Origin of the sequence: Rhodococcus sp. 3258 (assembly GCF_031456475.1) — a bacterium.
GTDB classification, from domain to species: domain Bacteria; phylum Actinomycetota; class Actinomycetes; order Mycobacteriales; family Mycobacteriaceae; genus Rhodococcoides; species Rhodococcoides fascians.
The window spans coordinates 1-21,491 of sequence record NZ_JAVDUT010000013.1; the positions used below are offsets into that span (position 1 = coordinate 1).

At 62.5% G+C, this 21,491-nt stretch carries 22 protein-coding genes; 10 read left to right on the top strand and 12 right to left on the bottom strand.

Translation table 11 applies throughout. The annotated features are described in order from the left end of the window. Positions 1 to 50: 50 nt before the first annotated feature. On the bottom strand, positions 51 to 308 hold the full coding sequence (locus J2X62_RS24195; RefSeq protein WP_310183974.1) for a hypothetical protein: 258 nt from the start codon (positions 306 to 308) through the stop codon (positions 51 to 53). 182 nt (positions 309 to 490) lie between these two features. Between J2X62_RS24195 and ligD the strand changes: the two genes are divergently transcribed. The 3 genes from ligD (at position 491) to J2X62_RS24210 (ending at position 2,146) form a co-directional block, all read left to right on the top strand. Beyond that, positions 491 to 1,516, top strand: coding sequence for a non-homologous end-joining DNA ligase (gene ligD, locus J2X62_RS24200; protein WP_310183977.1), 1,026 nt, complete (start codon positions 491 to 493; stop codon positions 1,514 to 1,516). 90 nt (positions 1,517 to 1,606) lie between these two features. Beyond that, the gene (locus tag J2X62_RS24205) at positions 1,607 to 1,975 is read left to right on the top strand and encodes an Lsr2 family protein (protein WP_310183980.1); all 369 of its coding nucleotides are present in this window, start codon (positions 1,607 to 1,609) and stop codon (positions 1,973 to 1,975) included. A 6-nt stretch (positions 1,976 to 1,981) separates the two neighbouring features. After that, on the top strand, positions 1,982 to 2,146 hold the full coding sequence (locus J2X62_RS24210) for a hypothetical protein (protein ID WP_310183983.1): 165 nt from the start codon (positions 1,982 to 1,984) through the stop codon (positions 2,144 to 2,146). Here J2X62_RS24210 and J2X62_RS24215 read toward each other — a convergent pair. Together J2X62_RS24215 and J2X62_RS24220 are read right to left on the bottom strand one after the other, a co-directional pair. Further along, positions 2,127 to 3,830: a ParB N-terminal domain-containing protein gene (locus tag J2X62_RS24215; protein WP_310183985.1), complete on the bottom strand. Its 1,704-nt coding sequence runs from the start codon at positions 3,828 to 3,830 to the stop codon at positions 2,127 to 2,129. The two genes, J2X62_RS24210 and J2X62_RS24215, sit on opposite strands and share 20 nt — an antisense overlap. A 99-nt stretch (positions 3,831 to 3,929) precedes the next feature. Next, the gene (locus J2X62_RS24220; RefSeq protein ID WP_094622072.1) at positions 3,930 to 4,217 is read right to left on the bottom strand and encodes a hypothetical protein; all 288 of its coding nucleotides are present in this window, start codon (positions 4,215 to 4,217) and stop codon (positions 3,930 to 3,932) included. A 582-nt stretch (positions 4,218 to 4,799) separates the two neighbouring features. Here J2X62_RS24220 and J2X62_RS24225 point away from each other — a divergent pair. Next, complete coding sequence (locus J2X62_RS24225) at positions 4,800 to 5,267, top strand: nuclear transport factor 2 family protein (protein ID WP_094622071.1); 468 nt, start codon at positions 4,800 to 4,802, stop codon at positions 5,265 to 5,267. Next, positions 5,267 to 5,836 (top strand): TetR/AcrR family transcriptional regulator, encoded by a 570-nt coding sequence (locus tag J2X62_RS24230; protein ID WP_094622070.1) that lies wholly within the window; start codon positions 5,267 to 5,269, stop codon positions 5,834 to 5,836. The genes J2X62_RS24225 and J2X62_RS24230 overlap by 1 nt, the downstream gene beginning before the upstream one ends. 428 nt (positions 5,837 to 6,264) lie before the next feature. Here J2X62_RS24230 and J2X62_RS24235 read toward each other — a convergent pair whose 3' ends face one another. The 6 genes from J2X62_RS24235 to J2X62_RS24260 form a co-directional block, all read right to left on the bottom strand. Next, on the bottom strand, positions 6,265 to 6,438 hold the full coding sequence (locus J2X62_RS24235) for a hypothetical protein (RefSeq protein WP_155289420.1): 174 nt from the start codon (positions 6,436 to 6,438) through the stop codon (positions 6,265 to 6,267). Then, positions 6,435 to 6,764 carry a hypothetical protein gene (locus tag J2X62_RS24240; RefSeq protein ID WP_094622114.1) on the bottom strand — a complete coding sequence of 110 codons (330 nt, stop codon included), beginning with the start codon at positions 6,762 to 6,764 and terminating at the stop codon, positions 6,435 to 6,437. Before J2X62_RS24240 ends, J2X62_RS24235 begins: the two co-directional genes overlap by 4 nt. Positions 6,765 to 6,828: 64 nt before the next feature. Beyond that, positions 6,829 to 7,137 (bottom strand): hypothetical protein, encoded by a 309-nt coding sequence (locus J2X62_RS24245; protein WP_310183992.1) that lies wholly within the window; start codon positions 7,135 to 7,137, stop codon positions 6,829 to 6,831. Between the two features lie 58 nt (positions 7,138 to 7,195). Further along, a complete protein-coding gene (locus tag J2X62_RS24250; protein WP_310183994.1) occupies positions 7,196 to 7,432 on the bottom strand; it encodes a hypothetical protein in 237 nt (78 codons plus the stop codon). A 368-nt stretch (positions 7,433 to 7,800) separates the two neighbouring features. Continuing rightward, positions 7,801 to 8,727: an ArdC-like ssDNA-binding domain-containing protein gene (locus J2X62_RS24255; RefSeq protein ID WP_310183996.1), complete on the bottom strand. Its 927-nt coding sequence runs from the start codon at positions 8,725 to 8,727 to the stop codon at positions 7,801 to 7,803. 453 nt (positions 8,728 to 9,180) lie between these two features. Next, positions 9,181 to 10,779, bottom strand: a complete 1,599-nt coding sequence (locus tag J2X62_RS24260; RefSeq protein ID WP_310183998.1) for a pentapeptide repeat-containing protein — start codon at positions 10,777 to 10,779, stop codon at positions 9,181 to 9,183. Positions 10,780 to 12,712: 1,933 nt separating this feature from the next. Here J2X62_RS24260 and J2X62_RS24265 point away from each other — a divergent pair. Then, on the top strand, positions 12,713 to 13,390 hold the full coding sequence (locus J2X62_RS24265; protein ID WP_310183999.1) for a hypothetical protein: 678 nt from the start codon (positions 12,713 to 12,715) through the stop codon (positions 13,388 to 13,390). A gap of 45 nt (positions 13,391 to 13,435) precedes the next feature. Here J2X62_RS24265 and J2X62_RS25480 read toward each other — a convergent pair whose 3' ends face one another. After that, positions 13,436 to 13,624 carry a helix-turn-helix domain-containing protein gene (locus tag J2X62_RS25480; RefSeq protein WP_371832767.1) on the bottom strand — a complete coding sequence of 63 codons (189 nt, stop codon included), beginning with the start codon at positions 13,622 to 13,624 and terminating at the stop codon, positions 13,436 to 13,438. 1,159 nt (positions 13,625 to 14,783) lie between these two features. Here J2X62_RS25480 and J2X62_RS25485 point away from each other — a divergent pair. The 3 genes from J2X62_RS25485 (at position 14,784) to J2X62_RS24275 (ending at position 18,097) form a co-directional block, all read left to right on the top strand. Next, complete coding sequence (locus J2X62_RS25485; protein ID WP_371832762.1) at positions 14,784 to 15,785, top strand: GAF domain-containing protein; 1,002 nt, start codon at positions 14,784 to 14,786, stop codon at positions 15,783 to 15,785. Between the two features lie 252 nt (positions 15,786 to 16,037). Next, a complete protein-coding gene (locus tag J2X62_RS24270; RefSeq protein WP_310184000.1) occupies positions 16,038 to 17,243 on the top strand; it encodes a NucA/NucB deoxyribonuclease domain-containing protein in 1,206 nt (401 codons plus the stop codon). Positions 17,244 to 17,320: 77 nt separating this feature from the next. Beyond that, positions 17,321 to 18,097 carry a hypothetical protein gene (locus J2X62_RS24275; protein ID WP_310184001.1) on the top strand — a complete coding sequence of 259 codons (777 nt, stop codon included), beginning with the start codon at positions 17,321 to 17,323 and terminating at the stop codon, positions 18,095 to 18,097. A gap of 15 nt (positions 18,098 to 18,112) precedes the next feature. Here J2X62_RS24275 and J2X62_RS24280 read toward each other — a convergent pair whose 3' ends face one another. Both J2X62_RS24280 and J2X62_RS24285 read right to left on the bottom strand, forming a co-directional pair. Further along, entirely contained in the window at positions 18,113 to 18,898 is a 786-nt protein-coding gene (locus tag J2X62_RS24280; protein WP_371832763.1) for a DUF6924 domain-containing protein, read from the bottom strand. A 14-nt stretch (positions 18,899 to 18,912) separates the two neighbouring features. Then, complete coding sequence (locus J2X62_RS24285; RefSeq protein ID WP_310184005.1) at positions 18,913 to 19,263, bottom strand: recombinase family protein; 351 nt, start codon at positions 19,261 to 19,263, stop codon at positions 18,913 to 18,915. 27 nt (positions 19,264 to 19,290) lie between these two features. On the opposite strand from J2X62_RS24285, the gene J2X62_RS24290 reads away from it, so the two are divergent. Next, positions 19,291 to 21,480 (top strand): P-loop NTPase fold protein, encoded by a 2,190-nt coding sequence (locus J2X62_RS24290; protein WP_310184007.1) that lies wholly within the window; start codon positions 19,291 to 19,293, stop codon positions 21,478 to 21,480. The last annotated feature ends 11 nt before the right edge of the window (positions 21,481 to 21,491 follow it).

Consider the following 21,491-nt stretch of genomic DNA (forward strand, 5'->3'; position numbering starts at 1 on the left):
GGGGGGGTCCCGGTCCCGTGGTGGGACCGGGACCCCGGAGAGCCTGGTGCTCAGTGGGTGCACCAGAAGGACCCGACCGGGATGGCTGCTCCCGGCTGTCCGGCGCACCACCGGCAGGTGGTGTCGTGCTCGATCCGGCCGAGCACTCCCTCGGCCTCCTCGATGAGGATGGGCAGCTCTGCTGCGCTGGCGAGCGCGAGCGCTTCGGTAGCCCACCGGGCCGCGCGCGGATCTTCGGCGGGGAGCTGAGCGGCAGTGCCGATGAGCTCGGTGATGATCTGGTGATCGTTGAGCAGGTTGTTGTTCATGGCAGGGACACCTTCCACAGGTTCGGATGAGACGTCCCCGATCGACATGACGAGGGTGGCCTGTCAACCCCGAAGAGGGAGCTTGCGACCGTGGGTTGACTGGTCGGGGTCCCCGGCATGTCAGACTCGGGCGACTCGTACGACCAAATTGGTGACCCATATGGGGCGGCCCCGGAGGGGACGTGCGACCGCTTGCGGTCGGCTTTCGATGGTTCGCCGATCCCCTACGCGGGCATTCGTCGTCGATGCCCCCGAATCCGTTGTCTCCGATGCTCGCCACTGCTGGGCCGCTCCCGTCCGGACCGGCCTGGGTGTGGGAATGGAAGTGGGATGGCCAACGCGGGGTCAGCGTTGTCGACGGCACATCGCGGGTGAAGCTGTTCTCGCGCAACGGAAACGACATCTCCGCCTCGTTCCCGGACGTGGCGGCGGCGTTGTCGGATACGACGGCGGGTCGATCGGTGACCCTGGACGGTGAGTTGGTGGCACTGGATTCGGGCGGTCGGCCCGATTTCGGGCTGCTGCAACGCCGAATGCATGTCGCGCGCCCGTCGGCGGCGTTGTTGCGGTCGACCCCGGTGACGTATTTCGTGTTCGATGTCCTCGACGTCGACGGCGAATCGGTCCGGACGCTGCCCTACACGCAGCGCCGTGCGCTGCTCGAGGGCCTCGGCGTGGCCGACGGGCGGCGGGTGCAGGTGCCGCCGACCATGACGGGGATCGACGGCGAGACGTTGATGGGCATTGCCGCCGACAACGGTATTGAGGGGGTCGTGGCGAAGAAAGCCGGGTCGGTGTACCGGCCGGGGATCCGGTCGCCGTCGTGGATCAAGGTACCGATCCGGAACACCCGCGAAGGCGTGATCTGCGGATGGGTTCCTACCGGCGGCCGCGCCGGTGGAACACTGGCGGCTCTGCTCCTCGGAGCGTACGACGAGGCGGGCGAGTTGGTCTACATCGGCCGTGTGGGAACGGGTTTCACCGATCGGATGCGCCGTGAGCTGCGGAGCGCGCTCACCGAGCGCACTCGTCCGGACAGTGCGCTGCACGGTCCGGTTCCCCGCGCCGACGCGGTCGGAGTGTCCTGGGTGACGCCGGAATTGGTGGCGACTGTGGAATACCGCGAGCAATCGGCAACGGGGCGTTTACGGCATCCCGCATTCAAAGGCATCCGATCCGATATCGCTCCCCGCGACGTCGTCAAATGACAAGGCTGCAGCTCATCGCCACATTCGTTGGTTACGCTGGCCGCTACCCGAGTCCCTGACAAATGTGTGTGATCGAAAGGTTTTCCGGCTGTGGCCAAAAGAGTGACAACCCAATTGGTGGACGATATCGACGGGTCGGTCATCGACGACGAGTCCGGCGAAACTATCGAATTCGCAGTCAACGGTGTCGAGTACGTGATCGACCTGAAAGCGAAGAACGCCACCGAGTTTCACCGCAAGCTCGACTACTACATCGAGCATTCCACTCGGGTCGGTGGCCGCAAACGTAAGCCCTCCCCCGCCGGCGCGGCGACGCCCGCGAAGACCGGGACACCGGCCAAGCGTGATCCGGCGCAGACACGCGCGATCCGGCAGTGGGCAGCAGATGAGGGCTACGAGATCAACGATCGCGGCCGCATCCCGGCCGATATCGAAGAGGCGTACAACGCCGCTCACTGACCTGCCGTGAGCCGCCTGCCCGGCGTCAGCAGTGCGGTGGTGGGGCGTCGAGCGGGGGAGCTCGAGGGCGGCGGCAGCCCCCTCGACCCGGGCCAGGGACGGGCGCTACCGGTGGCGGGCACCGTCGAGGTACCCGCCACCGGCCCCTTTGCTACTCGGTGGACGCGGTGAGCTGATCGTACGCCTGCTCAGGGGTGAGGATTCCGGCTGCGGCCTGCTCTACCACGGTCAGCACGTGGCCGTGCTGGTCGAGAAAGCCCAGGTAGTTGTCCTGGTTACCCCAGGACGTACGCCGCCACGAGTCGTGGCCCTTGCCACTCACTCGTGCTTCGTAGGCGGCGAGGATCTGCGCGAGCAGGATCACCTGCGCGCGAGTCTCGCTGGCCTTGTCGATCGTGGCGGCGAGCGCTCGACGCGCGGCCTTGTCCGCGACACCGGGGTATCCGGCACTGGGGCTGGTGTCGGCGGGCACGGTGACACCGAGCAGCTCCGCGAGGTACTGCGGCGCTTTGTTCTCGGTCAACAGTCCCGGCTCGTCGACGAGTGTTTCGGTGATCCACTTCCCTGCCCCCTTCGGCAGAGTCTTGCGGGTCAGGAACTTCGTCAGCCATTCCTTGCGGACGATCGTCGCGGCGGCGCTGGCCTTGTTCAATGCGACGGTGCGCCGCCGAGCGGCCTTCTCGGCTTCCCTCTCCGCGAGCGCTGCCTGCGCGGCCTTCTTCTCGCGTGTTTTCCGCTCGGCTGCGGCCTGGTCGTCGGACGCATCGGGTTCGCTCGACGCTGCGGCCAGGATCGGCCCCAGTTTCACACCGGCGGCGCCGGGGTCGGCAGTGAAGTATTCCGGCACCCACACCTGGGCGACTGTCACGTCCTTGTGGTGGTGGTAGCCCTCTGCGGCGACGGCTTTCGGGGCTCCTTCGGTGGCCCAGTCGATCGACTCGGATTCGATCACCTCGCCGCTGGCCGTGAGGGTGATCTGCTCGTCGGCAGTCAGCCACACCGCCCAGTGCTCGGCTGCGCCGTCGATGACGGCCTCGGTGATCGGGTCTCCGTCTGCGGTCACCAAGTCCTCAGCGGCGACGTAGGGGCTGTCGTAGTCGGGTTCTTCCTCAAGGACGGTCAAACCTTTCTCGGCATACGGGGTACCTGCTGCGGCGCGGGCCTTGCGCTCGGCGCGGTCCGCGATCAACTCCTGTGCGACAGAGTGGAACCACGACCCGGCGTCGAGCAGCTTCTCGACCGCCTCGGTGTCGCCGTCAGCATCGAACACGGCCACGACCGCGGCCTGCTCGAGGTCGAGCTGCCCGGAATCGAGCGCCTCGCGGGCGGTCTGCGACCTACCCGCTGTCCCTGCGGCTTTGGCGGTGTCCCGGTTGTCGTACTGCATCGTCTTGGCGATCTTGGTAGCCGAGAGGCCCAGCTCGAACATCGCGGTCACGGCCTTCGCGCGTTGACCGTCAGTGAGGGCGATGCGGCGGTCGTTGGTGCTCACCTGCTGCGTGAGGCGTTCGATCTCCTGGTCCTTGGTCTTGCTGGCAGTCGGCCGAATCAACACCGGCACACTGTCGACCCCGGCTTCGATCGCTGCGAGGGTGCGGACCTGACCGTCGATGACGACGATGCGTTCCTCGTCGCGTCGCGCGAGGATCGGCAGCAGCACACCGTGTTCGGTGATCGAGGCGACGACGGCGCGGAACTCGTCCGAATCGGTGTCGACCTCGTCGCGGACGTTCGGGCCGACCTCGAGGACGGTGGGGTGCAGGCGGGCGAACTCCTCGCCCGCCCCCACGACCGGCGTGGTGCCGGTCATGGGGGCTTCGGTTGCGGCGGTGGCGGTTTCGATGCTTGCGGTCATGGTGGTGTCTCTCCCTGGTAGATTCTTCGGTTGGAGACACCGGGCAGGTAAGAGCTGTCCGGTGTTTTCTTGTTTTCCGGGGCCGGTGTGGCCCTGGGGTTACTGCTGAGCGGTGGCTGCCCGGTGGTGGCCTGCGAGCCGTGCGGCGTGGATTTCGTCCTCGCTGGCTCCGTTTTCGCGGGCGATGCAGGCCCAGTACGCGGCCCGCTCGAGGTGCGCATCGACGGTGGTCGAGTTCGCATCCGCTGCGGCCCGGTTGACCTGCTCGGTGTAGGCGGTGACCTGCGCGAGTGCGTGGGTCTTGACCTGGCCCGGTACCTGACCGATCGCGGCCATGATCGCCGTGTGCAGTCCCACCGTCCTCGGTTCTGTGATGGTGTCGTGCATGTCGCTACGTCCCTTCTCAACTGGTGGCCGGACCTGCTGCCCTGCCACGTTTTTTCGCCGTTTCTGGCGTGAGGAGAGAAGTCAGCGCACGGGGACGACGGGGCAACCCCTCGGCCGGACAGTTTTCGTGGGAGCGCAGCGACTGCTCGACGAAAAGTGTTCGGAGCCTTCGGTCGTAGCGCAGCGGAGCGAGGGGTTGAGGCGGCGGGCACGGGTGATGAATGCTCGCCGGTAGCCAGAACCGGAGTGAAAAAACGTCTTTGCTCTTCCACGGTGCGGAGCGCAGCGGAGCTCCATTCAGGGGACGCCCGCAGGGTGGCCGGCACCGCCGGCAGGCGGAATGCGGGACCGTTGGTCGACGCCGGCGGCGGGGCGACGGAGGCCGGTGGGCCGGGGTGCGGAAGTGCGGAAGTGCGGAAGTGCGGAGCACAGCGGAGTTCGATTCGGTGCGCACACCGCCGTTGGCCGGCTAATGCGGTGTTGACTCACCACTGGACACTCTGTACCTTTAGGTACACACTAAAACAATCAGTACACACTGTATCAATCGGTACAGTGTCCATTCCTGCCCGAGGAGACGACATGTCCCGTCCACCGCTGCCACCGTTCACCGAAGCCACCGCCATCCAGAAGGCACGCGCTGCTGAGGATGCTTGGAACACTCGTGATCCCGAGCGCATTTCCCTCGCGTACAGCGAGGACAGCTGGTGGCGTAATCGGTCGACGTTTGTGCAGGGTCGACCCGCCATCGTCGAGTTCCTCGCCGACAAGTGGGACCGGGAGCTCGACTACCGCCTCATCAAGGAACTGTGGGCGTACACCGGCAACGTCATCGCCGTCCGCTTCGCCTACGAGTACCATGACGCAACGGGTCAGTGGTTCCGTGCGTACGGCAACGAGAACTGGCAATTCGACAAGGACGGCCTGATGACGCACCGCCACGCGAGCATCAACGACGTGGCCATCGACGAGTCCGAGCGCAAGTTCTTCTGGGACGCAACCGGACCCCGCCCAGCGGATCACCCCGGCCTCAGTGAGCTCGGCCTGTAATGGCCCGAACCGTCCTCGACCGGGCAGACGTAGTCCACGCTCTCGCCGGAGTCTTCCGCAAGCGAGGCTTCGACGGTGCCTCCTTGACCGTCATCCAGCGGGAGGCGGGCGTCGGACGCGGCAGCCTGTACCACTTCTTCCCTGAGGGGAAGACGGACATGGCTCGCGCCGTCCTCGAGCAAGTGGACAAGTGGTTCGAGGAACGAATCTTCATCCCCCTGCGCACCGCAACCGATACCGCGACGGCGGTCGAGGCGATGTCGAAGGAAGTGTCCGAGTACTTCATCTCACGCGAACGCGTGTGCCTGTTCGCTGCAATTGCATTGAGCGAGGAGCAGGGCATCTTCACCGACGCAGTCCGGTCCTATTTCACCGACTGGGTCGACGCTCTCACTGCGGCATTGTGTTCTGGTGGACTCGATCCGCAGGAAGCGGCGGCGCACGCGCTCGACGCGGTCGCGTCAATCCAGGGTGGTCTGATCCTGGCCCGCGCCTACGACGACGATGCGACGTTCCTCGGGATCGTCTCCCGCACCCAGCAGCATCTTCTCGCCCCGTTCACCAGTTGACGGCGTAGAGCGCTGTTCCTGCGATAGTGTCCGCCTCGACCGCCGGACAACCCTGACCCGCGCAGGTGCGTCTTCCACTGGGCTGGTGTAATTCGTTGAGCGACAGTGCGACTGCGGTGTGCGCGGCGACTTCCGCGGGTAGTGGCGGTCCGTCGATTGTTCTGATTCGCATGGCCACGAGTATCGCAATAGGTACCGACAGATTGCGTTGCGCTGCAACGGGTTGAAGACTCGAGCGCACGTGCACGGGCGGCCTGTGTGCGCTGTTGTCGTGGTGTGGCAGTGCGGAGCGCAGCGGAGCTCGATTCGGTTGGACGCCCGCAGGGTGGCCCGGCCCTGCTCCCTCACGCTTTCCCGATCTTGGGCAACGGAGAAGGCCCGCACCCGGTGTCGGGTGCGGGCCTTTCGGTCTGCGGCTGGTGCCTGTGTCAGGGCTGCTCGGCCGGTGGGGTGGTCGGGCGCCCTTCGGCGGCGTCGCGGATCCACTGGGGTACCTCACGGCCACTGCGTTCACGGAGTGCGATCGAGGCGCGGGCTGCTGCGGCAGCGACACTGCGCCGTTCGTTAGGGGTCCAGGTCTTGCGAGCTTCTGCTGTGGTCATCGTGGGTCCTCCTGCTCGTTCTGGTTGTCAGTGTCCTCGGTTTCGTCGGGTTCCGCCAGTGCGCGTCGGGCGGATCGGTCGGCGACGGCGACGAGGACGTCTTGTTCGGTGGTGGTGATGAGCGGTGAGTCGGTGACGGTGGCGTAGATGTCCCATCCGAGTTCGGCTTCGGCGGGGTCGGCGCTGGTGGTGCGTTCGAGGCACCAGGTGATCCGTTGCCAGGCTTGGGCGCGTTTGTCGGCCACGGTGCGTTGGCGGACGGTCAGGGCGACGCCGACGACGGCGAGGACGCCGACGATCAGGGTGACCCATGCTTGAGCGGGCATCAGGGGCGTTCCTTCCAGGTGTTGGGGTTGGTGCCCCGGTGCCGTCAGGCACCGGGGCGGGTGGTCACAGTCGTGAGGTTCCGCGGACGATGTCGCCTTCGATGTAGGTGAACCCGTCCCCGCGGCCGTCACGGAGCGCGAAGTGGTAGTCCGCTTGGATCCAGACGGTATCGAAGTGTCCGGCGTCGGTGAGTGTGCCGAGTAGGTCGCGGTCGGCCCCGTTGGGGAAGAACGCCACTCCGGACGAGGGCGGGTAGTAGCGGTTCAGGGTGTCGATCAGCGATTCGACGCTCCGGCATTCTGCGGCCGCGTCGAGGGCCCTGTCGTAGATGGTCCAGTAGTCGTCGATGCCATCGCTGTCGTTGGTGGTCATGGTTTGTACTCCTCGGTCTGGTCGGTCGGATGGGGTGTGGTGTGGTGAGCGGGCCGGGTCAGTAGTTCTCGTCCCAGTGCTCGCCTGCGTAGGTGGGGTCGAAGTCGGCGGGTGCGTGGGCCGGGTAGCGGCGTCGGAGGTCGTCCTCGAGGTCGAGGCGGTCTTGCCAGTGCTTGTCGCATCTCGGGTGCGCTACTCCGGTTCCGGACAGTGCGTCCCGGTATTCGACGTCGCCGGTGCAGTCGGGTCCGTCCGCGATGCAGGTAGCGGTCTCGGTGTTCGTGGTCTCGGTCATAACTGTTGCTGCCCTTCGGAACTGGTGCCGGGTCGGTCTTGCGTCCTCCCCACGTTTTTTCGCCGCTTCTGGCGTGAGGAGAGAAGGCAGCGCACGGGGCCGACGGGGCAACCCCTCGGCCGGACAGTTTTCGTGGGAGCGCAGCGAGCACGGGACGAAAAGTGTTCGGAACCTTCGGTCGTAGCGCAGCGGAGCGAGGGGTTGAGGCGGCGGGCACGGGTGATGAATGCTCGCCGGTAGCCAGAACCGCTGTGAAAAACGTCTGTGCCCTTTCGAGTGCGGAGCGCAGCGGAGCTCGATTCGGTGGACACCGCAGGTGGCCTGATCCGCCGGCCGGAACTCTCGGCCGGCGAACCCTCCCCGACCGGCTACGCGGCCTCCCCGGTCCCGGTGTCCTCGCCGTCGTCCGACTCGGCGGCGGCAGGGTCGAGGGCGTCGGCCAGCTCGTGGACTGCGGTCAGTACTGCTTTCGCGGTGGCGGTGACCTGCTCGAGGTCTCCTGCTGCCCATCCGGCGATGTAGCCGACGCTGTAGGCGCTGGTGTCGAGTCCGAGCATCCCGGCCAGGACGTAGGCGACGGATTCGGCTTCGACTTCCATCCGGCCCCGGTGCAGGTCTTTTCGGGCTTCGGGGCCGATGAGGTCGGGTGCGTGCATGATCGCGTGCGCTGCCTCGTGGATCATCGTTTTCGCGGCCGCTGCGGGTTCGAGGGCGGCGTCGACGACGATGCGGTGGGAGCCGTCTGTGGTGGTGTAGCCGTTGGCGCTGCTGATGATCGCCTCGCGGGTGACGGTCCAACCACGTGCGGTCATGATCGCGGCGACGCGGTCGTAGATCGCGTCCGGATCGGCGCCGGTGAGGAGCTGCGTGATCTCCGCGGGTTGCGGGTGTCCGGCGATCGGGTCGGTTTGGGAGTGGTCGAACACCGACAGAATCGGGAACGTGGGCACCTTGCGGGTTTCTTCGTCGCCGGTGTCGGGGTCGGTTTCGGTGACGGTGCGGGAGCTGTAGCCGTAGATCCGGATCGCTTTCTCGCCCTTGCGGACCTGCCGTCCGCGTTGCTGCCACGCGCGGAATCCGGCGACCTGTGTTGCCTCGGGCTTCTGAGTGAGGATCAACAGGACGTTGTTGAAGCTGTAGGAGTGGAACGAGGCCACGTGGTCGAGGTAGGCGCGCCAGGTGGCGGAGCTGGTCAGCTCGGCTACCTTGTCGGTGATCGAGGTGTGCAGTGATGCCGCCAGCTCGCGGCGTGCGTCGGCCTTGTCCGCTGCGCTGGTCTTGGTTCGTGTGGCCATGACTGGTGCCTCCTGCGTCGTGACCGGTCCCCCGGCCTGCTCTGCCAATTTCTTGTCGCCGTCATCTGGCGTGAGGAGAGACAGCAGCGCACGGGGACGACGGGGCAACCACTCGTCTCGGACAGTTTTCGTGGGAGCGAAGCGACTGCTCTACGAAAAGTGTTCGGAGCCTTCGGTCGTAGCGCAGCGGAGCGAGGGGTTGAGGCGGCGGTCACGGGTGATGCAGTATCGCCGGGAGCCAGATGTGCGACAAGAAATCGGACGCTCTTCCAAGGTGCGGAGCGCAGCGGAGCTCGGTTCGGGGGACGCCCGCAGGGTGGCCGGCACCGCCGGCAGGCGGAACATTCACACACTCGTCGGCGTCCGCGGGGGTGGCCACCTCCCACCCGTGGAGCTGGCGCGGTGACTGTGCGGGAGCGACGGAGACCAGCAACGCTGGGTGTCGCGGTAGCGTTAGGGCAACGGAGTGGTGGTGGGTGGCCAGTTGCGCGGGGTGACGTTGGGGGGTTGGCTGGCTATGACCGCATATGGGATCGGTGGGTCCCAGTCGAAGTAGACGTTGTTCCACGTAACCGGGTTGTCGAACGACGTCACCCCGTTACCGAAGTCAATTTTGGTGAAACGTGTTGATGCGCCACTGAAGTCGGTGCTCTGGAAGGATGTCGACGCGCTGAGAAAGTGTGTTTCGTGAAACTTGGTCCAGTCGCTGTGGAACTGTGCCGCATCGAACGTCGTCTTCTGTCCGACGAACCAGGCTTCGCGAAACATAATTCGGGTACCGCGGAACAGGGCGAGGCGGAACGATGTCGACGCCGCGTTGAACTGCGTCCGAGCGAACGATGTTCTTGGGCTGTGAAACTGAGCATCTACGAAAGTGGTTGTTTTCCCGGCGAAGAGTGAGCCGGGGAAATCTGTGTTCGGGCCGTGGAACTGGGCATTGCCGAAGGTGGTGTTTTCACCTTCAAACCGAGCAGATGAGAATGTCACGTCACCATGAGTGTGGGCTTGAATAAATGAGGTCCAGTCGCTGTAAAACCGTGCGTGCGAGAACACGGTTCGTTCGCCGTGGAACTCTGACTTGTCGAAAACTGCCCTGTCGCTGTGGAACTGCGTCTGGGAAAATGAGGTGATGGGGCTGTGGAAACGGGCTCGGGCGAAGGATGCTTGATAGCCGTAGAACCGTGCCCGTTGGAATGAGGTCTTAGTGCCGTAAAACTCGGTGTCGGCGAAAGATGTTTGCAGGCCGTCGAAGTGAGCGTTGGCGAACACGATGGTCCCACGGAAGACGCACCCGGTGAAATCGGCGTTGCGGAAGTAGGTACCGGTCAGGTCGTAGTCGTAGTTGCTCCAACTGTGGTGGTTGTCGGGTTGGAGGTGTTTGGCGATGGTGCGGGTGATGGCTTGTCGGACGTTGAGGTCGTCGTGGGGGTGGATGTAGGTGCGTTGGACCGTGGTCGCGATGTCGGGGGTGACGACTGTTTGCCGGAGGTGAGGGTCTTGGGTGGGTGGTGTGTAGGGGCGGGTGAGGTAACCGCAGAGGTAGTTGATGCAGGTTTGAGCGTCGGTGTGGTTTTCGCGGTCGATCCAGTCGTTGGCGAGTGCTTCGAGGGCGTAGACGCCGGCGAGTCTGACTTCGGGTGATGGGTCTGCGAATTGTGCTGTGGTGGTGACGAATCTGCGGCGTAATTCTTGGATGTCGGTGAGGTTGTGGGCGCTCTCGGCGTTGGTTTTGTCGAGGTCGTTCTTGGCGATTGCGATGCGTTCGGTGCTGGTTCGTGTGAGGTGTGTGCCGGTGTAGGCGATGGCGGCGGCAATGACGACGAACAGGCCGCCGATGATGGTTCCGTGACCGGGGGTGATGTCTTGGCGTAGGTACCAGTCCCAGGCACTCGGTCCAGCGAAGCCGCCGAGGAATCCGACTACGAAGCAGGTCACGAGGGCGATCTTGTGCCGCTTGATCCATGCTCGGTCTTGTAGATGGGTTGGTTCGTTGGTTGAGGTTGTGGGCGTTGTGGTGCCGTCGGGTGGGGTGGGGACCGCCGGGCTGCTCACGGTGTGACCGTATCGGATCGCAAACGTCGAGGTAATCGCGTTGACAGCTCGGTCGTGCACTCGCTGTGAACCTGCAGGGCGCAAATAGCATGATCGCCGTTGCAGGAGTCCGGCCTCAGTCGATACCCAGGCGGCCAACCCCAACGGTGTGGCGCACTCCCCGGTCGACCATCCGGGAGCGGCGGAGACCGGCCCGCTCGGTGTCGCGGTAGCCCGAGCATCTCGGTGTCGGACACTGGCATCACCGAATTTTTCACGTCTCCACTTAGAATCTAATTCCATTTGGCGTGGCTGATAGTTTATAAATTATCGTTATCGGCGTTTATCTAATTAATCATTGCGGGTTCATCGAGACGGTATTTATGGGAAATTCATATTGTCCAAATGATGCTCTGACCAGGCATCATGCATCATTTGGGCCGGGGTTGACTTCGTCTTGCCGGTCGAATAGTCTCGCTTCGAGTATTCGAGCGAACGAACCGCAATGCGTCATTCCAGGAAGGAGCGAAGGGGTCAGCTGTGCCATTTTCGGACGCTCAGAGAAGGTGATTCACAAATAACATTAACCAGAAAAAAGGAAAAGAAATGAATTTCAACAGCTTTAATGTAAATGATATTTTAATGCTGACCGTGACCGTGATGCTGTGGGTTGCTACATGGCTCCACCAGTGCGTTAGCCATGTAGCGACGGCGGCGGATTGGGTGGTCGACTGGTTCGCGGCAAGGTGGCGTCGTTGGGCGTTGTCGTTGTCACCGGAGTCCGTCGGGAGGTTCGAGGAGGCGGTCCTATGGTTCAGACTGTTTTCGGACTTGGTCGCGGCATCGGGCAGTGGCGGGGCTCTCGTAGCGGTGGTGACCGCCGTGGGAGCTGGGTTGTCGATTGCCTGTGCGTTGATCAAGAGGGCCAGGACGTGATCGCGGTCGAGTCCTCGAGCTGATTGCGGTCAGCAGGGATGCCGTAGAACGAGGGAACCCACAACACGAGGGCGGCCTTCCTGATCCCACATCGGGATCCGCTCCTCAGTGCCGGGCTTCGTCGGAAGAAGGCGCGCGAGGTGCTGGGGGCCAGCGGCTGAGGTGGCAGTCACGGTTGCTGCCAGGACGAAGCAGAAGGCAATAAAAAAAGAGGAGCCGCCTCCGGGTCCAATCGGGGCGGCTCCTCTCGCCAAGTAGGGGGAACAACCACGTTCGACTGGCTGTCGACTCGCGGCGAACCATCCTCCGGCAGGCGTGGACAATCCTAGACCGTGTCGAGGCTCATTGGAGATGACGTCACCACACAATATGCAGGTCAGCTGGCCGCTGATCGCCGTCAATGCGGATAAGTCGATCCCCTCCGTAGTTAGGAGCGTACATGGGGTTCCTGGCATCCGCAACGTTCGCGCGACGCTGCGTCTCGCGCCGTCGTCAGCGGCGAGGCTCGGACAGTTTGACGCACCACGTCGAACTGGTTCTGGGGTGCGAATACTTCGCCTACCTGGGAGTTGTCCCGTCGTCTTCCGGCCGACACGAGGTGGCTACCTACTGCGTCGGTCGCGATCCTGAGGCAGCGGGGCATCGCCAGGAGTAGCCTTGACCTGGGAGTTGCGAACCGTCGAGGTAGTGCAGTGCATAATTTAGTACTGATTCAGTTGCGAATCCAGTATAGTCCTAGTAGATAAGTCACTGCGACGTCAGTGGAGTGAGGTATTAGGAAGGACATTGGATACCAGTGGACGCCATAGAACGTGAGCCGCGCGCCGGGCGACCGAAAGTGGTTGTTGAGCTGGCTCCGGTCGCGAGTCGGACGTCTTTGAAGCTGGCGTCTGAAATCGCTCGAACCGCGCAGCGACGGGTCGACATTCCAGTCCGTCGGTCGTTCGTACGAGACCCGAAGGGCGAGGGAAACACGCCTCTTGCGCGTCTGGTGGCGACTCGGGGACGCGGGAACGCGGTGGCAATCAAGTTGTATATCGCGTTGATCTGGCGCTGCGCAGCGCCGCCGTTCGATACAGAGATCCCGTATCGCAAGTGGGCTGCACTGCTGAGTCTCGATGATCCAGACGGTGCTGGCGTGAAACGTATTTCGGAGGCGTTCAAGACCCTTGAGGCTGAGCGCTTGGTGACGATCACGCACAATCCCGGCTTGTCGCCGACGATCACCTTGCGTGAAGAGAGTGGTTCCGGGGCGAACTACTCCTTGCCGTCGTCTGCTTACGTCGCTGGTGGTAAGGATCGCGATAGGCATCTGTATTTCAAAATTCCTACGCGGTTGTGGACCTCGGGGAAGATTCAGCTCCTCTCTGCACCAGCGGTGGCGGTGCTTTTGGCGGTGCTCGCAACGCAGGAGGCACCCGGCAAGGAAGTGTGGTGGTCGGTCAACTTTTTCGACGATCAATTCGGTTTGCGGCCGGCCACGCGTGCGCGTGGTACGAGAGAACTGGTCGACGAAGATCTGCTGAAGGTGAGAAAAACCAGGGTCGGTGAGTCCAATTTTTCGACGAGGGACTTTTCGCGTGAGCGGGTGCGTAACGTGTATCGACTTGTGGGACCTGCAGGTCCGGTTCCTCCGCGGAAGAAGCCCCGTAAGGCGCTCTCGCAGCGAGCCGCGGGTGTGCGTAACGAAAAATAGTACGGTCACTCCGTGAGGTGCGATTCGCGCACAGTTGCTTACCAGCTACTGGCCGTTGTCGTCACTTGGTGACGTTACTTCCGGCACTGGGTTGGATGTCGTGCTTTGCACGGAGTTCTTCTCGAGGTATCTGTACAAGGTGCGCTTGCTGACCCTGAGCACGTCCGCTATATCGCCAATAGTTCTGCCCTGGTTGCGTATTCGGGTTGCTCCTCGCTTCTTGCCGACGGTCAGCGCTGGTGGGCGGCCGCCGACTTTTCCTCGATCGCGGGCCGCGACTAGGCCCGCGTGGGTGCGCGTTCACGGAGGAGCTGACGCTCGAAGCTGACAACCGAGGAACAGCGGCACGAGATGTTGATCTGTGTCTCGCGGTTGGACGGAGAACGGATCGTCCTCGATCTGTAGCGAATCGCCGGTTTTACCCTTCATCTTTGTCGTCCGATGTCGAGAAAATGCGCCTGTGAAGCAATCAGGGGCCTTTTAGGGGTGTCATCGTGCCCATGCTGTCGCAGCCACCCAGTACTATGGACCGGTACGACATCAAGCCCGGAACAAACGCATGGACCCGGGCGTGGTCCGATCTTTCAACTTAATAGCGAGTGGATCGGCGGGATGCAATTCTCGCCCTCACTGTCCCCTAGGTGCTGAAACCGCGCCTTCTCCGTTCGGCAGTCCCCAATGTTGGAGATTGCCTGGCCCCGATCGGAAGGTCCGACGGGGTTCGACAGAGAAAGGGGGCGGGATGGCTGTCACGCCGGATCCACCTCAAGAACCGGGGCCTTCACGGGCCGAGAGTGTTGCGACTGCTCTTTCGCAGACCGCGACCTGTATGCGAGGAGCAGCGATGCTCCTCGCATACAGCAGCAGCTCGACCACCGTTTTACTGGTAGTCGAGCTGCTGGCTCTAGGACTCCACTTGACTGCAAGCTTCTTTCGGAGGCGCTGACAATCGGAGGTCCCGGGCGAGGGCGACTATCACGGTGTTCCCGCACCTTGGTAGTCGCCCTTTGTGGGTTTGTGTCCACTGTTTGCCTAAGTCGACTGTAGCCGGACTTGCGAATCATTACAATCACAACCAGCCATCAATCCCCAGCTCAGAGTTCAGATGCAGTGCGCTGCGCAGCTCACGCATCATGCGACTTCGGTAGAGGAAGCTCGCCACAGGTGCCCCGCTAGTGTCCACCGATACGTCACAGCGAGTCCGTCGATTCCGCCGGTTCGAGGTGCAGTGCGCGGTAATACTTCGGAGATGTACGACGAACCGGAATTCCGGTACGGGTAGCTGTTCGCGACGAGTTCGCCGGGTCTGCACCCGGTGACATCAGCTGCTTCTACGACGGTCTGTCTACTGGCCGTTCCACGTGCCCTGACCGATTTGTGCCAGAATTAAACTATGCGGTCGGATTCCAGGTGGCTTTTGGTCGACACTCTCGACGTTGGCGCAGCTGTCGTGGTGGCCGGCGGTGCCGTCAAGAATCGGGTTCCGCTCGACAGTTTCTTGAGGGGGCACACGGACCGAGAAGCGATGTCGGCGTTGGTGACTGAAGTCAGGCGTCGTCGCTCTGCGCGGGTCGGCCCAGGGGGATCGGGGCGAATGATCACGGCGGATCCCATCATTGCCGATGACGGTAGTGTGCACGGGGTTTGGCTGCGAGCCGCACGCAGCGAGACCCCCGCCCCGGAGCGCGCAGACGCTTGGGCCATCCGGTGGGATCTGGACCGCCGCGTGGCATGGCGACCATATGCGTCGCAGACCGAGCCGAGCGAATGGTCGATTGCCGAAGTGTTGGAACGCATCGATCTGCAGGAAGCAACAGTTCCCGTACTCGCGTCTGTCGTCGGGGAGCCTGAAGACACGGTCTACAACGCGCAGGCAACGGTTGCGGACGAATCCCCCGCGAGCCCTGGTCGGCGTGTTCAGTTTTGCGCTCGAGTACGTAACGAGCGCGGCCGACGGACAGTGCGGGGACTGGGCTACGACCTGGGCCCTGCCCAGTCGGCCACCGAGTCACCTACGGCTATCGCGCAGCTCGTGGCCGATGCTCCCAGCGAACGCCCCCGCTACCGAGCCATTGTCGATCTCGAATCATTGGAGTTCGTGTACTGGTACGGCCCCGCGCCTCGCGACATCGCGTGGCGTCTGGAAGACCGTCGCGGCCACCCCTCGTGCCTGCATCCCGATGATGTACCCCTCGCTCGCTCTATCGCCAATCAGATGCGCTCACACGGAGCAACCAACGTCTCGACGACCAGGGTTCTGCGGTATCGCCTACTGAACGGGTCGTACGCCTCTTTCGACGTATCGGCAGCGGCCGTCAGCTTGAGACCGGATGTCCTCGCAGGTCTTGTCACCATTTCGCCGCGGTTCACTAGTGACCGAGACCAATCGATTTAGCTGCGCGCCAACATAACTCGAGCTACGGTAAGCAAGTCACACGTTCATCGGGTGACCTGAGCTTCGCATCTGTCGTCTCGATGCGACCTCGGCGAGAGCAACGCTTCTCGTCACCGTTGCCGAGCGCCGCACAAGGCCCGGCGGCATCAACAGCAACTGCATTCGTTCGCCTCCACGCCCGATCTTGTCGTCGACTGTTCCCGACCGGATCGGGATGGACGCGACCTTCCATGTCGTAGACGAAGAGGTCACATGATCAACCGCCGTATCGGGGCAGCCCTTGCCCTCGCCCTGTGTGTGACGTTCGCCAGCGGCGCAGTCGCACACAGTCAACCGGTCGATCCACCACCGCCGCAGGCCCCCGGTGCCGAGACCCTGCCACCCCTTCCTGACTCGATTCTGCCCGAGTCCGAAGCACCACCCACCGACGACGATTCCAACACCATCGTTGTACAGAAGCCCGCGGTGGAGATCACCGATCCAGCAGAGGCCCAGCGCAGGGGCGACCAGGTTCTGCAGGCCAACGCGGAACAGAACCCGAGCGCACGAGCAGACCCGGTGAACCAGGGATGCACCAACGATCGTTTCAATAGTTGCAAGATTTACATCGGGCCCGTCGAGGTTTACACCCGATTCGAGGGCGTGACATCGTTCACGGGCTCATACGACGTCTATATGACGCTGACCACCCGATCTGAGGTCAACAATGTCAAGTCGACGATCCGCCTGACGACGTGGGCGACGGTCACCCGCGGAGTACCGCCTGTTGGGACGTTCAGGTTCGCCCTGGCAGCGCAGCGCTGGAACAAATTAGACCCGTACACCTTTCCCGATGTCTTCTCGAATGTGCTCGCCCCGAACAGCACGGGCAGCAAGCAATGGTCGGATTGGTCACCGGTCACCACTGTCAGCATCGGTGCCTCGACGTACATATACCAGTGGGAGGCGTGGGTAGCGGGCGCAAAGTACGAGGGGCTGCTCCCTGGCCCGCAATACACCAACCAGAAGATCCGCTGCGACAATGCGACGCCGGTGAACAATGGCACCGGTTGCGTGAACTCGTCTTTCGAGCCGACCGTGAAGTACTACAGCAGCGCGATGCCCTACATCGTCGACAACATTCGAGCGGGACAGGCCGCGACCGGCGATGGCGACCCCGCGACCGGACAGCTTCTCGAGCGAGAGTTCGGTGACTTCATCAAACAGAACCGCGACGACGCCTGCGGAACGACCGCACTTGCACGACTTCGCAAGATCGCGGCCACTCCCCCTCCGAACATGACAAGTCCAAGTTGCGACGAATACCCGTTCGCCTCGACGGTTCAAGGCGGCACCGGTGCGACGGTGGCTTGGGTGCCGTTGGCGGAGAACACCGCTCAGGGAACGTTGATGGCCCAGTTCTACCGGGACTATCGGGTCATGCCGAGCGACGGCTACCTGGTCGACGCAACATCCTGACCGGATTCCGGCTCGTACTTACCGCTCTACCTGCCACGACCATTCGCGTTTTCCCATCGAGAAGAAAGTAGGATCCCATGAACGTTCGATCCGTACGCAGAACGATCAGTGTCGCGGCCCTGATGAGCGCCGTCGCTCTCCTTGCCCCGACCGCTGCGAACGCCGACGCGCTCACCGGCTGGGTCGGGCCTGCCGGTGCCAACGGGAACGGAATTCAGTTCCTCAACACCTCGACCATCATCAACTCCCCGAACCTGACCGCACAATCGAAGATCTACTCGGTGTTCGGCCAGGAAGTAGCACCCGGCGACATCGGGGTACGCGCTCGCTTGTTCAAGAGCGGAGTGCTCTGCGAAGCAATCGACTACCGTTACAACTCCACTGGCGCAACAGAATTGACGGTCGGCACCACGGCCACATGTGGAACCGGCTCGTACAACAGCCACGGCTTCACCGCCGTCTGGAACGGGACGAACAGCTACCGCGAGGCCTTGACTTTCCCGAGCAACCCACTGAACTGGACGGCCCCCGCAGCCAGGTCGGCTGGTCCGACGGCCACCGACCCGGAGAACGTGGAAACAGGAACCAACGCCCTCGGTCAGACGTACGGCCTGGGCGAAGGCGCAGAGACCGATGCCGATCTCCCCGATCTGGTAGCTACATACAGTGACGACGGAACGGTGGGCTACGTCCGCAAGGACGACCTCAACAAAATCGCTGCCAGCCCCTCTGATGCAGGCGCACTCGAGAAGCAGGTAATCGACGGCGCAGAGGTATTCAGCTCCGGAGAACGAGCAGTACCGGTCTACAGCAAAGACGGATCGACTCAGGTGGGCACGTTCACCATCTCGTGATCCGGACCAGACGGGCTACCGATCGGTAGCCCGTCTGCTGACCCCTAGCAATGCAAACGGAACAAGGGAGTCCGGGTAGATCCAGGCCGACCAGTAACCGCCACGGACAGGGAAGCTGAACAGCAGCGCGGAGCCGCCCTGGCGGGTGCGAGCTATGGTCTCCTCGAGCCCTACGACGTTCGACAGTCCGTAGCCCTCTCGGTTCGCTTCGAGATAGTCGGCGGAAGTACGCAGATCGACGACATAGGTCGCAGTAGTTGTCTCCTGCCCGCGCGCTCCTTCCAGATCGCTGATGAACGATGCCAGAATCGGTTCTGGCAGTTGGGAAGCCGGCGCGGCAGCCAGAAGTTCCTCGATCGTCAACGTTCGCTCATCCGGTTGCGACGGCAGCCCACGGAACACTCCGTCCGCATCAGCACTTTCGACATAGTCGATGAAGCCCAAATTCGCGATCGACAGATTGTTCTCGACGGAGGCGAGCTGTTCGGGGATCACCCGAAAACTGGTCGGCTCCTCGGGATCACCGTCTTCCGCCTGGTCTGTGTTCAGCACAAGAATGGGCCCTTCCGGATCCGCGAAGGTCCGCGCGTCAGCAACGAACAGGTAACCACTGTCGACGTCGAGGTCGAGCAGCATATCGACCGTCCAACCGTCGAATTCGCGGTCGTCCACCGGCGTGAGCACCGCCTGTGCATCCGCGTGAACAGCCTGCGCGTCCTGCAGCAGCGCGCGCCATGCCGCGTCGTCGGTGAAGTCTGTCCGGACCAAAATCGACTGTGCTTGAGGAAGATTCGGAGACATTCCTCGATGATAGTTCAATCAGGTGACCGATCACGGGCTGTGTTCGTGAAGTGGCGGTAGAGGGTCCGTTTGCTGACGCCGAGTGCGTCGGCAATGTCTCCTATAGTGTTGCCCTGGTTACGCATTCGGGTGGCTTCACGCTTTTTGGTGATTGTAAGTGCGGGTGGGCGGCCGCCGACTTTCCCTCGTTCGCGGGCAGCAGCCAGGCCTGCGTGGGTGCGTTCACGGAGTAACTGGCGCTCGAAGCTGGCCAGTGCGCCGAAAATGTGGAAGATGAGTTCCCCGCCGGCTGTGGTGGTGTCGATTTGTTCGGTGACCGACGCGAATGCCACTCCCCTGGCCTTCAGGTCTGCAATGAGTTGCAAATTGTTCGGTGTGATTGCATTCCGTCCATGACCGACAGCCTCACCCGTAGCGACGACTCCATCACCACGTTCAGCCAGGACAACCTCGGACGCGAAGAGTTCTCCCGCCGGATCGCCGACCGCATCCGGATGGCTGGGACCGGGCCGAGCGTCGTCTTCGGCTTAGCTGGAGCATGGGGCGCAGGCAAGACGTCGGTCCTCAATATGATCCAACTCTCGTTAGCAGACGCACCGGAATGGACGGTTGTCGAGTTCACCCCATGGGCAGCCACAGATTTAGATGCCCTGACCAGCGAGTTTTACGAAGCGATCGCTTCCGCAATGCCATCGAAAGGCAAAAAGGGCAAGACCGCGCGCGCTCTGCTGATGTCGGCTGTGCCGGTGGCTACATCGGTTGCCAAAGTTGCAGTCAGCAACTTGATTGACCACAAACTAGGTGCCGGCACCGTCAAAAAGCTTGGCGACGCTGCTGCTGCGGCCACGCTCGACGAAGTCGAAAATCACGCCTCTGAGCAGCCCGCGCCTGCCCCGTTCCGAAGTCAGTTCGCCAAGATGTCGGAAGCTATCGAACGAACCGGTGCAAAAGTGCTCGTCATCGTCGACGACCTTGACAGACTGCACTCCGACGAGCTTCTCGTAGTAATGAAAGCCGTTCGCCTTCTCGGAAGATTCCCCGGAGTGCACTACCTACTGTCGTACGACCGACGCACTGTCCTCGACCTGATCAAGGCATCTGACCTCGCAGGGGCAGACTCCGACCGAGCTCGCGCATATCTTGAAAAGATTGTGCAATACCCTTTCGAGCTGCCACCACTACAACCCGCACACAGCCGCCGAGAAGTGACCGAACAAATCACCAGGATCGCTACCCGTTTCGGGTGCAGCCTTACCGGAACAGACGCGCGAACCGGTAGAACATGGAACGCCGTCGACGAATTAATGACCCTGTTGACCTTCCTGGACAACACCACTCTGCGCACAATTTACCGGTGGTGCGCGCAGGTCGACATGCTGTTGACGCTGTTAGGACCCGGCCATATCGATCTCCTTGACGCAGCGCTGATCACATATCTGCGGCTGCACCACGAACAAGTCTATGACCGGCTCCCCGGGTGGCGCGCAAAACTGGTCGGCAGTTCTTCCGACCACATCGTGCTACCAGGTTCTCAACGAGAGACCGCCGAGGACTGGATGACGCGGATTCGAAACGAAACCACTGATATCAAGGAATCCGATCTCACCGAGGCATACCGCATTCTGGTGTACCTGTTCCCACGACTCCCACGTCGAGCGTTCACTCGCGTTCGACCGCCGAACACCACTCCGCAGGTGCACCAGGATGAGTTCTTCGACCGCTACTTCACATTCAGCCTGCCTGAGGGCGACATCAGCGAGGTCACCGCTGCCGCAGAGATTTCGTCACTTGTCGACATGGGCGTTCTCCCGGCCGGGGTGTTGCAAGCATTCCTGAACGCGGGCAATGACAGACAACGACTCGCGCTCCGCAAAATTGCGCGCGAACTCGAGCGAGTCATCGACAACATCTCTACCCCACAGCTCGCAGCAACCATCATCGTGAGCTTGTGGCCATCACTCGTGAACGAGCACGGACAGATGTCCTTCTTTAGTTCCGGATTCGACATCGCCGCAATGCTGATCGGGCAAGCTGTCAACACAAGCTTCACCCCCGCCGATACACGAGCAGCAGTGAACAAAGTGCGCCAAGAAATTGGGCTTTTCGAGATCGCTACGGTGCTTGTCGAGTTCAGACGGGGCCGAGACGACTACCCCGTCGAAATCTCCGCCGCAATCGTCGACATCCGCCGCGAAGTCCTGGACGTGTGTATGACAGATTTGACGTCGCCACACGCGCCTTCCAAGAAACGACTCCTCAGCTTCCTCTACTTTCTGACCGCCGACATGTATTCCGAACTTCGTCAACGGATTGACGACGCAGGGCTGACCCAGCTGGAGGTAGCGGCTCGAGTGATAGCCGAAGACAGCAACATCAGAGAAGGTCTAGACGGGAGCTTCTACCGCGAACCATTCGAGAGTATCTACCCCTACGACGAATGGGACCTCAGCGAATTCCCTGACCCACCCAGTGTCGACCACCTTCCTGACAGACAGGACAATTCGGTCGAGGCCCGTCGTATACGCGCTACGTACGCCATCCATTCGATCATGGCGGTAGCGCCAAACACGGAAGCCGGCTGACAGGCTCATCG

Bases quoted from the DNA above. Each gene is read 5' to 3' on its own strand.
- J2X62_RS24195 (WP_310183974.1), bottom strand. From the start codon at position 308: ATGAACAACAACCTGCTCAACGATCACCAGATCATCACCGAGCTCATC.
- J2X62_RS24235 (WP_155289420.1), bottom strand. From the start codon at position 6,438: ATGACCACAGCAGAAGCTCGCAAGACCTGGACCCCTAACGAACGGCGC.
- J2X62_RS24240 (WP_094622114.1), bottom strand. From the start codon at position 6,764: ATGCCCGCTCAAGCATGGGTCACCCTGATCGTCGGCGTCCTCGCCGTC.
- J2X62_RS24275 (WP_310184001.1), top strand. From the start codon at position 17,321: ATGAACGTTCGATCCGTACGCAGAACGATCAGTGTCGCGGCCCTGATG.
- J2X62_RS24255 (WP_310183996.1), bottom strand. From the start codon at position 8,727: ATGGCCACACGAACCAAGACCAGCGCAGCGGACAAGGCCGACGCACGC.
- J2X62_RS24230 (WP_094622070.1), top strand. From the start codon at position 5,267: ATGGCCCGAACCGTCCTCGACCGGGCAGACGTAGTCCACGCTCTCGCC.
- J2X62_RS24280 (WP_371832763.1), bottom strand. From the start codon at position 18,898: ATGTCTCCGAATCTTCCTCAAGCACAGTCGATTTTGGTCCGGACAGAC.
- J2X62_RS24215 (WP_310183985.1), bottom strand. From the start codon at position 3,830: ATGACCGCAAGCATCGAAACCGCCACCGCCGCAACCGAAGCCCCCATG.
- J2X62_RS25485 (WP_371832762.1), top strand. From the start codon at position 14,784: ATGCGGTCGGATTCCAGGTGGCTTTTGGTCGACACTCTCGACGTTGGC.
- J2X62_RS24225 (WP_094622071.1), top strand. From the start codon at position 4,800: ATGTCCCGTCCACCGCTGCCACCGTTCACCGAAGCCACCGCCATCCAG.
- J2X62_RS24290 (WP_310184007.1), top strand. From the start codon at position 19,291: ATGACCGACAGCCTCACCCGTAGCGACGACTCCATCACCACGTTCAGC.
- J2X62_RS24220 (WP_094622072.1), bottom strand. From the start codon at position 4,217: ATGCACGACACCATCACAGAACCGAGGACGGTGGGACTGCACACGGCG.
- J2X62_RS24250 (WP_310183994.1), bottom strand. From the start codon at position 7,432: ATGACCGAGACCACGAACACCGAGACCGCTACCTGCATCGCGGACGGA.
- J2X62_RS24270 (WP_310184000.1), top strand. From the start codon at position 16,038: ATGATCAACCGCCGTATCGGGGCAGCCCTTGCCCTCGCCCTGTGTGTG.
- J2X62_RS24245 (WP_310183992.1), bottom strand. From the start codon at position 7,137: ATGACCACCAACGACAGCGATGGCATCGACGACTACTGGACCATCTAC.